Source organism: Labilibacter marinus, assembly GCF_001659685.2.
Lineage (GTDB): Bacteria > Bacteroidota > Bacteroidia > Bacteroidales > Marinilabiliaceae > Saccharicrinis > Saccharicrinis marinus.
In genome coordinates this window covers 1-12,178 of the sequence record NZ_LXYE02000031.1, presented here as the reverse complement: position 1 = coordinate 12,178, position 12,178 = coordinate 1, and the positions used below count along the sequence as shown (strand labels likewise).

12 protein-coding genes are annotated in these 12,178 nt (G+C 35.7%); 5 read left to right on the top strand and 7 right to left on the bottom strand.

All coding sequences use genetic code 11. The features are described 5' to 3' along the window. Positions 1-148: 148 nt before the first annotated feature. Together A8L32_RS13180 and A8L32_RS13175 are read left to right on the top strand one after the other, a co-directional pair. Complete coding sequence (locus A8L32_RS13180) at positions 149-1,072, top strand: helix-turn-helix domain-containing protein (RefSeq protein ID WP_198931779.1); 924 nt, start codon at positions 149-151, stop codon at positions 1,070-1,072. Positions 1,073-1,082: 10 nt separating this feature from the next. Continuing rightward, entirely contained in the window at positions 1,083-1,577 is a 495-nt protein-coding gene (locus tag A8L32_RS13175; RefSeq protein WP_075590715.1) for a hypothetical protein, read from the top strand. A 57-nt stretch (positions 1,578-1,634) separates the two neighbouring features. On the opposite strand, the gene A8L32_RS13170 is transcribed toward A8L32_RS13175, so the two are convergent. Further along, complete coding sequence (locus A8L32_RS13170; protein WP_075590714.1) at positions 1,635-2,621, bottom strand: CobW family GTP-binding protein; 987 nt, start codon at positions 2,619-2,621, stop codon at positions 1,635-1,637. 243 nt (positions 2,622-2,864) lie between these two features. On the opposite strand from A8L32_RS13170, the gene A8L32_RS13165 reads away from it, so the two are divergent. The 3 genes from A8L32_RS13165 (at position 2,865) to A8L32_RS13155 (ending at position 6,463) form a co-directional block, all read left to right on the top strand. Further along, the gene (locus A8L32_RS13165) at positions 2,865-4,394 is read left to right on the top strand and encodes a Dabb family protein (protein WP_075590713.1); all 1,530 of its coding nucleotides are present in this window, start codon (positions 2,865-2,867) and stop codon (positions 4,392-4,394) included. A 208-nt stretch (positions 4,395-4,602) separates the two neighbouring features. Then, positions 4,603-5,853, top strand: coding sequence for a glycosyltransferase (locus A8L32_RS13160; protein ID WP_075590712.1), 1,251 nt, complete (start codon positions 4,603-4,605; stop codon positions 5,851-5,853). Between the two features lie 22 nt (positions 5,854-5,875). Next, positions 5,876-6,463, top strand: a complete 588-nt coding sequence (locus A8L32_RS13155; RefSeq protein WP_075590711.1) for a hypothetical protein — start codon at positions 5,876-5,878, stop codon at positions 6,461-6,463. 56 nt (positions 6,464-6,519) lie between these two features. On the opposite strand, the gene A8L32_RS13150 is transcribed toward A8L32_RS13155, so the two are convergent. The 6 genes from A8L32_RS13150 to A8L32_RS13125 all read right to left on the bottom strand — a co-directional run. Then, entirely contained in the window at positions 6,520-7,362 is an 843-nt protein-coding gene (locus A8L32_RS13150) for an NAD(P)H-binding protein (RefSeq protein WP_075590710.1), read from the bottom strand. Positions 7,363-7,502: 140 nt separating this feature from the next. Further along, the gene (locus tag A8L32_RS13145) at positions 7,503-8,612 is read right to left on the bottom strand and encodes a hypothetical protein (protein WP_075590709.1); all 1,110 of its coding nucleotides are present in this window, start codon (positions 8,610-8,612) and stop codon (positions 7,503-7,505) included. A gap of 6 nt (positions 8,613-8,618) precedes the next feature. Beyond that, positions 8,619-9,287 carry an ATP-binding cassette domain-containing protein gene (locus tag A8L32_RS13140; RefSeq protein ID WP_075590708.1) on the bottom strand — a complete coding sequence of 223 codons (669 nt, stop codon included), beginning with the start codon at positions 9,285-9,287 and terminating at the stop codon, positions 8,619-8,621. Positions 9,288-9,296: 9 nt separating this feature from the next. Beyond that, on the bottom strand, positions 9,297-10,826 hold the full coding sequence (locus tag A8L32_RS13135) for an ABC transporter permease/substrate-binding protein (protein WP_075590707.1): 1,530 nt from the start codon (positions 10,824-10,826) through the stop codon (positions 9,297-9,299). Between the two features lie 30 nt (positions 10,827-10,856). Next, positions 10,857-11,234, bottom strand: coding sequence for a nuclear transport factor 2 family protein (locus A8L32_RS13130; RefSeq protein ID WP_075590706.1), 378 nt, complete (start codon positions 11,232-11,234; stop codon positions 10,857-10,859). A 321-nt stretch (positions 11,235-11,555) separates the two neighbouring features. Next, the coding region (locus A8L32_RS13125; protein ID WP_233145486.1) for a hypothetical protein at positions 11,556-12,178 on the bottom strand (623 nt) is incomplete at its 5' end.

Below are 12,178 nucleotides of genomic sequence, written 5' to 3'. Positions count from 1 at the left end.
TATCGGAACAGTTAAGGATTGAGTATTCTTAATTGTTTCAGGATGAAGTCAGGTTTGGGCGAAGCACCAATTTATTTAGGACAATATTGTTATCGAATCTATAAACATAGAATTTAACTACATCCAATAATTACGTACATTTACCATAATGGATATAATAAACTTTAAAAATATTACAGAGTTTAATCGAGCTCAGAACTTGCCTGAACCTGAAAATCCACTTTTCACCATTGGACAAAAAACCTTGAATGCTAATGAAATTGAAAACTGTGTGACTTCGCAAAAAGCTGTGAGCTATACCAACCAATTTTATATTATCAGTTTAAAAAATATTGTTTCAGGCGAAATACTTTATGGAAGAACCAAATATGATAGCAGCACCGGCACCTTGCTATTTTCTGCACCGAACCAGACTTATACGGTAAAAGATATAGTCATTAGTTCCGAATCATGGTTTATCGCTTTTCACGAAGATTTTATTCGAGGCTTGGGTATTCAAAAACAAATTAAGAAATACAATTTTTTCAATTACAATGTAAATGAGGCTTTACATCTTTCACCCAAAGAGGAAAAGACGATGAAGTCTATTTTTAAAAATATTGAAACAGAATACCAAAACAATCAGGATGAGTTTAGTAAGGATATAATTTTAACTCATCTTGAAGCCTTATTGAGATATGCCAATCGTTTTTATAAACGTCAGTTTATAAATCGTAAAGAAATTAACAAGGCACTTTTTACACGTTTTAAAGAAATACTAAATGAGTATTTTGAATCGAAACAATTGGAAGAAAAAGGAATACCATCTGTGGAGTGGCTAGCAAGTCAATTAGGTGTTAGTCATAGATATATGAGAGATACCCTGAAAGCAGAAACAGGAAAAACAGCCGTTGATCAAATCAATTTATATCTAGTTGAAGAGGCTAAAAACCTATTGCTTGCCTCTAATGCATCCATTTCAGAAACCGCTTATAAACTGGGCTTTGAGTATCCTCAATATTTTTCTCGCTTGTTCAAAAAGAAAACAGGACTTAGCCCCAAAGAATACATTGAAAATGCATCCATAAATTAATATTATTCAAATGTTCCTGCAAAAAAAGCACCTACTCAACGGCTTCCTTCTATTAATTCCTATTTTTATATGGAACATTGCTTTATACAAGCATTTACCAAAGGCTTTTAGTGCGGAAGTATTTTGGAAAGACATCCCTCCAATTATATCTTACGGCGAAAATATTTTCCGAATATTAGTGTTTGCTCTTCCTGCTTTTATGATGCTTTCATTTAAAAGTTCAAAGAAAAAAAGAGGATTGCTCATTTACTTAGTAGGTATATGCATCTACTTTCTGTCGTGGTTGCTTTTAATACTTTATCCAGAATCCAGTTGGAGCAATAGCCTTGTAGGTTTTACCGCACCAGCTTTTACTACTATTATTTGGTTTATTGGAATTGGTGTAATGGGCAATAAAGCGTACTTTAAAATACCCAAATTAACAGCTACGTATATAGTGCTCAGTTTAATATTCGTAGTTTTTCATACTTTGCACACTTATGTAGTGTATACACGATTAGATTAAAAACAGTACAAAGAGTTTAGTTATAAGATGAAAGTGTTTCAACACTCCATTCATCTTTTATGATTTCATCAACTCACTACTATTTATACCTTGTTTTATCTCATCCTCTTTTAAACCAGTTCCTATAAAAACAATTCTGCTTTCCCGAATTTCATCCTCAGCCCAACGACTGCCCTGTGTTATATGATAATCCTTACCTACCGATTGAATAATGATTTTATGCTTCATATCGTCAATACTTAAAATACCTTTAATACGAAGAATATAATGTGTTTTATCGAGTAGAAACTCTTCAAGCCATAGAGATACTTTCTCCATGTCAAATGCTCCAGGTATACTAAAGGTTAGTGTTTGAATTTGGTGTGCATGATTGTTATTTGATGTGGCCAAACTCAGGTTACTAAAATCAATGATCGATTCTTCCGTTTTCTTGGGCTGAAATAAACCGCTATTTAAAATATCTACATCCTCAATTTTACCAAAGGTTGTTTTTTGCACTACAGCAAAAGGATTGATAGAAGCGATCTTCTCCTCCACCTCAATCATTTTCTCTTCCGATATTAAATCTGTTTTGTTTATAATAATTCTTTCGGATTGCGCTATTTGGCTATAAGCTTCTCTAAACTTGGTCACTCTATTTACAAACGATTCTGCATCAACCATGCAAACAACACTATCTAAACTAAAGTATTTTTGAACACGATTACCCGTAAAAGTGCTAATAATTTGTCCTGGATCTGCCATGCCTGTAGCTTCTATAATTACATGGTCGTATTTTGTTTTGGATAGAATAATGCTATTGAGTAAAGTCCCCAGTTCGGTATTTAAAGAGCAACAGATGCAGCCACTGGTTAATTCAAACACCCTATTTTGATCGTTGCCTTTTATTAAACCGCCATCAATATTTACATTACCAGCTTCGTTTTCAATAATTAAAAAGTTAGTATTTGCATTTTGTTGAAGTATCTCATTCAACAAGGTTGTTTTTCCCGCTCCCAAAAAACCAGTAATAATAGTTACTGGCATCACTGCATTCTTATCCATTATTTATTCTTATATTATTGCAACAAGGCTGCAAACTTAAACTAAATGCTATTAGCTTGCAAATAGGCCTAAAAAATCGATTTTAGAAAACGGTTTCTCAATTACAAGAACATCAAAATAGATAAAAAGCATATTTGAACAGTAGCTATTAATATTAGAAATTATTTACCTTAACATCGTATTAACAGCATTAGCGCTTAAGGTCTATTATTTTCGCATTTACATAAACCAATTATCATTTATATGAATAACTTAAGAAATATCATTGCAATTTGCTTATTACTGGTGTCGGGAATCAGCCAGGCACAAGTATCTGATCAACTAACACTTCATCGTACCGATTTTAAAGATATTACAGGAAAAAATACCGTATCCATAACCAGTTATGAGAAAAACGGAACCCAATACGTATATGTGGGTGGTTTTGATGATGTAGATATTTATAGCCTAAACGAAAACGGAGAGCTTGCAAAAGTTGGTATTCAGGAACTTTATAAGAAAAAAGGTCCGGCACGCGGAATGGTGGCAGATCATATTAATGGTACAGATTTCTTATTTATTGCTAACAAATATGGAGATGCCATTGAGGTATTTAAAATTTTAGACAATGGAACTTTGAAACAGGTATTTATGATACATGATACCGAAGAGTTTCATATAGGCGTTGGCATTACCTTACAAGTAGTGCATATGAAAGGAGCATCCTATCTTTTTGCAGGAGGATTAGAAGACACCCCAGGTTTGAGTTGTTTTAAAATACACGACGACGGAAAACTGACTCATGTTCAATCTATGAAGGATACTGAAGCGATTCATACCGACGGAATCATTGGCATGTTTGTGCATAAAATCAATGGTAAAACATTTTTATATACAGGTGGATTTCAAGACAATGGAGTAAGCAGTTTTAGAGTGTACGACAGCGGTAAGTTTAAACATGTCAATAGCATTAGCGATAATACTACGGATAGATATTTAACAGGTGCTTACCCTGTTACAGGTGTTACCTTAGCTGGCAATCATTACGTAATCGTAGGACACAGACATCATAAATATTACAAACGAAAAGGTTTTATTAAACGACCTGACTTTGTGTATCACGGAGATGCGGTAAACGTGTTTAAGATCAACAAAAAAGGAGAACTTATTCCACATTCTATTTTAAAGGATGATGAAAATACCAAACTCGTAGGACAAACCCGTATTGAAATTATTTCATCCAACGATACGGAAGCCATTATTGCTGTAGGAACTCGTGATGATGCTAGCATTCAGCTATGTAAACTCGATGCCGAAGGAATACTTACGCCTATTAATTATTTAGAAACTGGGTATTCTATATATTATGGATTGCGTTCTCTTAAAGTTGGCGAAGACAATTTTCTTGTAGCTGGCTCCAACGACTTTGAAAAAAAGAAAGTAGTTGCTTATAAAGTAGCTCCTGAAAAACTAAATACCCAAGGCAAAGTATTACGACATGTGGTTGGTTTTAAGTTTAAAGAGGATGTGAGTCAGGAGAAAATTGATGCAGCACTGAAGCAATTTGAAAACTTAAAGAATGATATTCCGCAAATAGCAGCAATGGAATGGGGTATTAACAATAGTACTGAAGGATTTAGCAAAGGATTTAAGTATTGTTACACCATCACTTTTAACGATGCAAATGCCAGAGAGAATTACGTTTTTCATAAGGCACATTTAGCGGCAGGTAAAACCTTAGGGCCAATTTTAGATGATGTTTTTGTAGTAGATTATTGGGCAGAGAAGGAATAACTATGGTTGGTTAGTTATAACATTGGTTTTATTTTCGGATAGCATTGGGCAATTTTTAAAACTGATAAAAACTTAATAAGCTAACAAAGATTAGGAAGATAGGATTATCAAAGGGAGTTTAGCTTTCTTGATAGTCCTATTTTTGTTTATAGAGAATGGTATTGATTTTTATACATTGCAAATCGAAATCGTATTTATACAGGTTTAAATGAAAATAATTCTTACATCCATAGGTACCAGAGGTGATATGGAGCCTTTCCTGGCTCTTGGCGAAATCCTTAAAGATAAGGGACATCATATTATTTGTATGTTTCCTGAACAGTTTAGAAATATTGCCGAAGAGTCTGGCTTTGACTTTGCTTCCTTAGGAAAAGAGTTTATTGAAATGCTGGATAGTCCTGCTGGGCAAATTGCCATGGGTGGCGGTAGCTTTGGTTTTAAGAAATTGAGGGCATATATCAAACTTATTTCCATGCAAAATGCGGTCAATAAAAAGATGATATTGATTCAGGAATCCGTTATCGAGCAGGAAAAGCCAGATAGGATTCTGCACAATGGCAAAGTAATATATCCCGTTATATGGAGTAGAAAAAATGTAGGTAAAACAATATTAATAAGCCCAGTTCCCTACCTCCATTATGTGAAGAATCATGCGCATGTTGCTTTCAATGGCAACTATGGTCCATTTTTAAATAAACTCACTTATCGATTGGCGAATTTTGGCTTGGTAAAAACCATTATGGGGTCTGTTAAATGGTTATCATCGTCATCTAAAGTAAAACAACGCGAAATTCAACAAGCTCTATTTAGTAACCGAGCTATTTACACCATTTCTCCTACCCTTTTTCAACGCCCCAATTACTGGAGTAATCATTTACAAGTGCTGGGGTATCACGAAAGAAGTAAAACTACAAATTGGGAACCGAGTAAAGCGTTGGAGGACTTTTTAGGAAAACATCAGAAAATCGTATTTCTTACTTTTGGAAGTATGATTAATACCGCTCCGGCCGAAAAGACAAAAGTTATAATGAATGTGCTGGAGCAAAACAATATTCCAGCTATTATCAACACAGCATCTGGCGGACTTATTGAACCCGCTTCGTATAACAAAGATTTATTTCATTTTGTATCCAACATTCCCTACGATTTTATATTTCCTAAAATGTATGCGGTCATTCATCATGGCGGTTCGGGCACCACACATACTGCCTTAAAATACGGCTGCTCCTCTCTTATTCTTCCGCATATTATTGACCAGTATGTATGGAATAAAATTAATTACGAAAAAGGATCTGGTCCTTTGGGGATTGATGTAAGTAACATTAATGCTAAAAACATACAAGCCAAATTGCTTGATTTACTCAACAACAATAACTATAAGATAAAAGCCCAGGAGTTGGCTATCGAGATGAGCAATGAAGATTTTAAGGAATCAGTACACCAAACCATCATTAACTAATTATTTATTAAAGCTTTAAACCATGAGCATTTTATACAAAGCCTACCAAAATATTAAACAAGGTATTACTTTAGTCATACTAGCTATTATTATTTCGAGTTGCGGCCAATCGAAAGATAAAATTTATGCTTTAGATTTAGCTATTGATAAACCGCCTCATTACGTAAAAATTCGGCCAAGCCAGTTTGCTTCATTATTCAAAGGCAAAGAATTTGCTGATTCACTCGTTGAGGATAGAGCGGCGAGATTGCAAAACCTGGAGAATATACCACATTATGCTTTCCTCCAAGATTCGATGAATTTGTATAATAATATCATCCTTATGCAACCTCCCTATTACAACTTGAACAAACGCTCATTTAAAGAATTAAGGAGTGAATTTAAATATATGCTTAAAGATAGATGGCCAGATTTTAAGGTAGAATATATTGAGGAGTATTTGACCCGAGGAACCTACCCTTATGGTAAAATGAAATTTAAAATCTATAATTGTCAAGTTGAGTTTATTACTACCTACTATTTACTAAATAAGACAAACAAGTCGAAACTGATTATTGTAAATAACAGTGATGCTATAGACTTTGAAGGCATCATTAAAATGGTGGAGTAGGTGCCTGGTAAAATAATGGTATTCCTGCTCCATCAAAGCAGAAACACCTTTTTAACTTACTTCATTTCTTCAATATATGCCAGCATGCTTTGATGTTTTTGCCCTGTTACTTTTTCAAAATCAGATGGAGCGTCAAAGGTTCCGTTTCTAATACCTTCGTATATCCCAGCAATAACACCTCCAAAGAATTCGCCATAAAGGCCTACCCTATCCGCTTCGTAGCCCTCTACACTCATTGCCCTGTATTTTAGCTGCGTTCCATGAACCTTATTGATTGCTTGGGTAAGTTCCAATTGCGTAATAGCCTCTCCAAACAAATTGTAAACGCCTCCGTTTAAGGCATCGTTTTTAATCATATTAACATAGGCTAAGGCTAATTCTTTACGGGTAGTATATCCACACTTGCCCTCTCCTGCTGAGTTACTAATTTCTCCCGCATTAATATACTGGGGAATACAGGCAATATCCGCTTCTACATACAAGCCATTGCGCCCTATCGCATATTCAAGTCCGCTATTGATAATATCCTCTTCTGTTTGTCGATTACTTATAATTACAGCATCGAACTTACATTTACCCGGCTCACCTACAATACTGGTGTACACTACCTTTCGCACTCCATTGGCTTTGGCTCCTTCAATAATATTACGATGTTGTTGAATGCGTTTATCGGGCTCTGCATTACCTGATAGGATAACCACCACTTCAATGCCTTTTAATCCTTCGGCAAAATCTTCCGCTTTATCGTAGTCTCCTTTCCTAATTTCTATATCTAAGTCCTTGGCCTTTTCTGGCGTACGTGCCAAACCTATCACATTTTCCTTTCCAAATGCAGCTTTGGCTTTTGAAATGATACTTCTTCCGAGTTGGCCACTGGCCGAGGTTATTGCTATTTTCATTTGCTTATATTTTTTCTTTAGTAATTTTTTAATTATATCAGACCTGTATTATAATGCAAGGCGGTTTAATACCAAATTTATAAGTGCTCATAACTAAAAACATCAGCTTCATATGATGTGTTCATTAGCCTATTTTTTATTTAAAAGTAAACACCCATATTAATATTAAAACGACGATTCCATCCACTATCTCCACCCACAGATAAGGCCTGAGAATAATTATCTCCTATCCAAGGTTGATTGATGGCAAGCACATAATCTACTAACATATAAATGGGGCCTGTATGCACCATAAATCCTGTTACATTCATGTACGAATCATCAAAACTGGCTTCCGATTTTGCCAAAGCAGAAAAGTCGTTATAAAACTTAATATCATTGAGCAGTGTGTGTCCTACATCTATTTTATACCCTAGTGCAATACTATAACTCACACCCTTTTTGGCCACTTGATAATCCGCTGCAAAGGCACCCATCTCAATATAATCTACTTCAATGGAATCTATGGGCGAGAACTCATAAGTCATCAGCTCTGTTTTTAAATCCCACCTACCTTTTTGGATAACAGCATGCACAGCAGCCGCCCATTTATTACCTGTTTCTTTGGTGATGGAATTGTAAATACCTCCATACTGAGCTGATACACCTAGCTCTGTTGGCATAGACTTGCCCCAGTGGCGTGCTAGCCTACCTGTAAACTGATTTACCTCCTGATTGTTCCCACTAATATCATAGGCATATCGTCGGTTACCTTGACTAAATATATCTTCCGAATTTTTAGCAAAACTCAGTTGAGCTTCCATATTGTCTTTACTATACTCTAACAATCCACCTATATCAGCATCATCTTCGAACCCGATATAATATTGCATATTAAACATGAAGTTATTACTGGTAAAAGGCAATATTCCAAAGGGTGTTCGTGGCATTCCTAACTTTAGTTTAAGATGCTTATTTAAAGGCAATCCTACGTATCCATTCCGCAGCATAAAACCCCCAAACGATTCGGCATAATAACGATTTTCCACGGCAAACTCAATACCGTTAATCTGCCCTTTGGCATTAAAGATGAGTACATCAAAAATGGCTCTTCCACCTGTTTCCTGATGCGTTTTGTCCCAACTATTATTCATGTAGGTATAACGGAAAGCTCCGCCCAACACTAAAGTATCTCCTTGATGCTTATTTTGAGACATAAGTGTGGCTGTACTAAGCAAAATGCTCAGCATTAATAAGGTAATTTTGTTCATGAATTTTTAATGAATCGTTTCTATTTGTCCCTGGCTCATATATATAATTCGGGATGCTAATTTTTTTGCTTCATCATTACTATGCGTTACCATAATAAAGGTGGTATTAAGCTTTTTATGAATGGCTTTAACCAAACTCTGAAGACTAATCCTGGTTTCGGCATCCAAGGCAGAAAATGGCTCGTCCATTAAAACCATTTCGGGATTATGGGCAATGGCTCTTACAATACCTACACGCTGCCGCTGGCCTCCACTTAATTCATCTGGAAATTTAGACAAGAGTTCTGCATCTAAATTAACCAAAGGCAAAAGTTCGTCGATGCGCTTTTTACAGCTGGCCTCATCAAAGCTGTTCAGCTTCATACAATAACACATATTCTGGTATACTGTCAGGTGTGGAAACAAAGCTCCATCCTGAAGTACATACCCCATTTTCCGTCGCAGCTCATGAATTTCCCATTGCTGGATTTCTTTGTCCAGAATTTCTACCTTTCCTTGCTGATGCTTTAGAAGTCCATTCATTAAACGTAATAAGGTAGATTTTCCACAACCACTTTTTCCCGTGAGACATATAAATTCGCCTTTTGCCACGGTAAAAGATAAATTACTCAGCACTTTCTTATCTTCATAGGCAAAGTTAAGCTCCGATAATTCTATGATATTTGATTGAGGCATACTCATGGCTTAAAGTTGTTGGATAAATTGTTTAGCTACTTCTTTAGGTTCTTTATTGGCAAGCTCTACTTCGTAATTCATCTGCATCATCGTTTCGGTATCAATCTTATTATTTAGCTTGCTCAATACTGCTTCAAGCGCAGGATATTCATCCAGCACCTCCTGACGAATTACAATGCCCGCTTCGTAACTCGGAAAATAGTTTAGATCATCCTTTAGTACCTTTAGCTCATTCGCCACAATTTTGGCATCGGTAGTAAAAGCATCAATGGCATTTACTTTACCCTGAAGCATTGCATTATATCTTAGGTTAATATCCATCTCATGAATGGATGCAAACTTAAATCCGTAGGTATCTACTAATCCCTGATAACCATCAATACGTTCAAAAAAATCGAACTCGGCACCAAACTCAAAAAACTGGCTATTTAAAGCTAAATCGGAACATGAGCTCATATTGAATTTACTGGCCATACTATCATGAATAGCTAAGGCATAGGTATTATTAAAACCCAATAAACCCATCCAGTGTAGTTTATAGTTTTTTTGATATAGTGCTTGAATAGCCTGAATATCCACTTGCTTATCGGCTGGCAATTTCTCTTTTAATACACTCATCCATCCGGTACCTGTGTATTCTACATACATATCCAACTCACCTTTTAATAGTGCTGGATGAATATTTGTTGTTCCTCCACCAATACCAAACTTGCGAATCACCTTTAAGTCGGTTTCTTTTTCTATCAGCTGAGCCATTATCTCACCCAAAATAAATTGCTCGCTGGTGGGTTTCGACGCTACTGTAACGGTATGAGTATGGCTGGATTGAAAGGGGTTTATATAAAACACCGCCAAACCAATAACTAATGCCAGTGCAGCTACATTAATTTGCACTGCAATGCGTTGCTTTGGAGCAGCATTTTTACTTACCACACGAACCAAACGATGCTCAAAAACACCTACCCAACGATCCATTAAAATAGCCAGAATAGATATACCTAAAGAACCTGCTACAATCATAGCAGTGTTCATGGTATTTAATCCTCTAAAAATAGCTTGCCCTAAACCTCCTGCACCAATTAAAGCCGCCAAACCTGTTAAAGCAACCAGCATAACGGTAGTTACCCGCAAGCCTGCAATAATAGATGGTAGGGCCAACGGAAAATATACATCTCTGAAAATTTGATATCGGGTAGCACCCATACCTTGAGCTGCCTCAACAACATCGGCACGCACCTCGCTTAAACCAGTATAGGTATTACGCACCATAGGTAACAAGCCATATAACACCAATACGATAAGTGCATTTTTTAAACCGATGCCCACCAAGGGTATTAATAAACCAAACATGGCAATGGATGGTATGGTATACAAAAAGTTAACTAGCGAAAGCACAAAACCTCGCGTTTTTGAAGAATAAAATACCCATATACCTAAGGATATTCCAACTATTGCAGTAATAGTTAATGCACCTGAGGCAATAAGAATATGCTCGGCCAGCAACTGTAAAAAGTAATCTTTTCGTTCTAGTATTTCCATCAATAAGGGTTTGTAAAGCTCTGTGACAGCTTAGTACATGGTATTGGGATTGGCTGATTTTGCAGGTATTTGCTGAATGGAGTCCCAGTGTTCGCAAATCTTTCCTTTGTCATCAAACCTAAAAAAATCCATGGTCACATATTGGTCGTTACTGGGCCATATTTGATGTGAATGCAATGCCACCAAATCTCCTTCCGCAATGCATCTTACAAATTCTATCGACTTTTTAGGATATTCGGTTTGCATACGTTCAAAGTAATCGATAAACCCTTGGGTTCCGTTAGCTACATCGGGGTTATGCTGAATATATTCACTTCCTACATACTTATCCACTGCACCTTGAGGGTTTCCCTCGTAGGCCATTTTATAAAATGCGATGGCATTTTGTTTGTTACTTTCTAAATTCATGGATGCGGTCTTAAATTTTAATACGGTTCAAAAGTAGATATACCCAAGTTAGGAATAAAGGTAAAATTATGCCAAACAATGGTAAATTTATAACCGTATTAACCTTTGCCATACTTTTCCCAAAGTTTAAAACTTTGGGAAAAATTAATAGACTAACTTTTATACATCTAGAGGAAAACGATGATTATATAGTAAAATTTTAATAGCCATTAAACCTATCGAGTATTAGAATCTTATCACAATAAGGCCATAGTGCCGAAGGAAAATATTCCTATACTCCTGCCTCTTGTGGGAGTTTCTTTTTTAGAAGCGAAGCATTAATTAATCCACTAATTCATAAACATCATTAATAAAACAACAAGCACAGCTATAATAAATATTTACAGCTAATCTTCTTAAATGCGTTCCATCCAATTCTAATATATCATCTTGATAATACTTAACAAATACTTTTTTCATCGCTTTATACACTGCATCTTTGTATATACTTTCCTTTAATCTTTGCTCATACAATTCCCAAAAGAAAGGAGGGTATTCCTCTCTGCATTCTGCAGGTAAGCTTTCTAATTCTTTCTGAAGTTTTAATTCCGCTTCTTGCTTAGTTTGTGGTTTTGGTACTGTGCTTTCTTCTTTATTCTCTTTATTATTTTTTTGTGCCCATAAGGCATAATCAAAACATTCAAACACTTCTTGCGTAGCTTCTTCTGTCAATTTTAAAAGCGGTTCTTTTAATATGTTTAATCGATTTTTAAGTTCTAAATGGTTATTTACGGCCAAATCGAAAAGCTCCTTCGACATTTCATTTCTATAAAGCCCCGCTATTCTTTCGGCTTCCCTAAACCTATCATCTATTCTTTTATATTTCCAGTAAAACTCTTCTAATCCCATAGTTTGTTTATTTTGATTGATTGCCAATACAAAAAGTATATTGAGATACAATATTG

What these genes read in the sequence shown, in the direction of transcription:
- A8L32_RS13180 (WP_198931779.1), top strand. Translation starts at nt 149, where the DNA reads ATGGATATAATAAACTTTAAAAATATTACAGAGTTTAATCGAGCTCAG.
- A8L32_RS13175 (WP_075590715.1), top strand. Translation starts at nt 1,083, where the DNA reads ATGTTCCTGCAAAAAAAGCACCTACTCAACGGCTTCCTTCTATTAATT.
- A8L32_RS13170 (WP_075590714.1), bottom strand. Translation starts at nt 2,621, where the DNA reads ATGGATAAGAATGCAGTGATGCCAGTAACTATTATTACTGGTTTTTTG.
- A8L32_RS13165 (WP_075590713.1), top strand. Translation starts at nt 2,865, where the DNA reads ATGAATAACTTAAGAAATATCATTGCAATTTGCTTATTACTGGTGTCG.
- A8L32_RS13160 (WP_075590712.1), top strand. Translation starts at nt 4,603, where the DNA reads ATGAAAATAATTCTTACATCCATAGGTACCAGAGGTGATATGGAGCCT.
- A8L32_RS13155 (WP_075590711.1), top strand. Translation starts at nt 5,876, where the DNA reads ATGAGCATTTTATACAAAGCCTACCAAAATATTAAACAAGGTATTACT.
- A8L32_RS13150 (WP_075590710.1), bottom strand. Translation starts at nt 7,362, where the DNA reads ATGAAAATAGCAATAACCTCGGCCAGTGGCCAACTCGGAAGAAGTATC.
- A8L32_RS13145 (WP_075590709.1), bottom strand. Translation starts at nt 8,612, where the DNA reads ATGAACAAAATTACCTTATTAATGCTGAGCATTTTGCTTAGTACAGCC.
- A8L32_RS13140 (WP_075590708.1), bottom strand. Translation starts at nt 9,287, where the DNA reads ATGCCTCAATCAAATATCATAGAATTATCGGAGCTTAACTTTGCCTAT.
- A8L32_RS13135 (WP_075590707.1), bottom strand. Translation starts at nt 10,826, where the DNA reads ATGGAAATACTAGAACGAAAAGATTACTTTTTACAGTTGCTGGCCGAG.
- A8L32_RS13130 (WP_075590706.1), bottom strand. Translation starts at nt 11,234, where the DNA reads ATGAATTTAGAAAGTAACAAACAAAATGCCATCGCATTTTATAAAATG.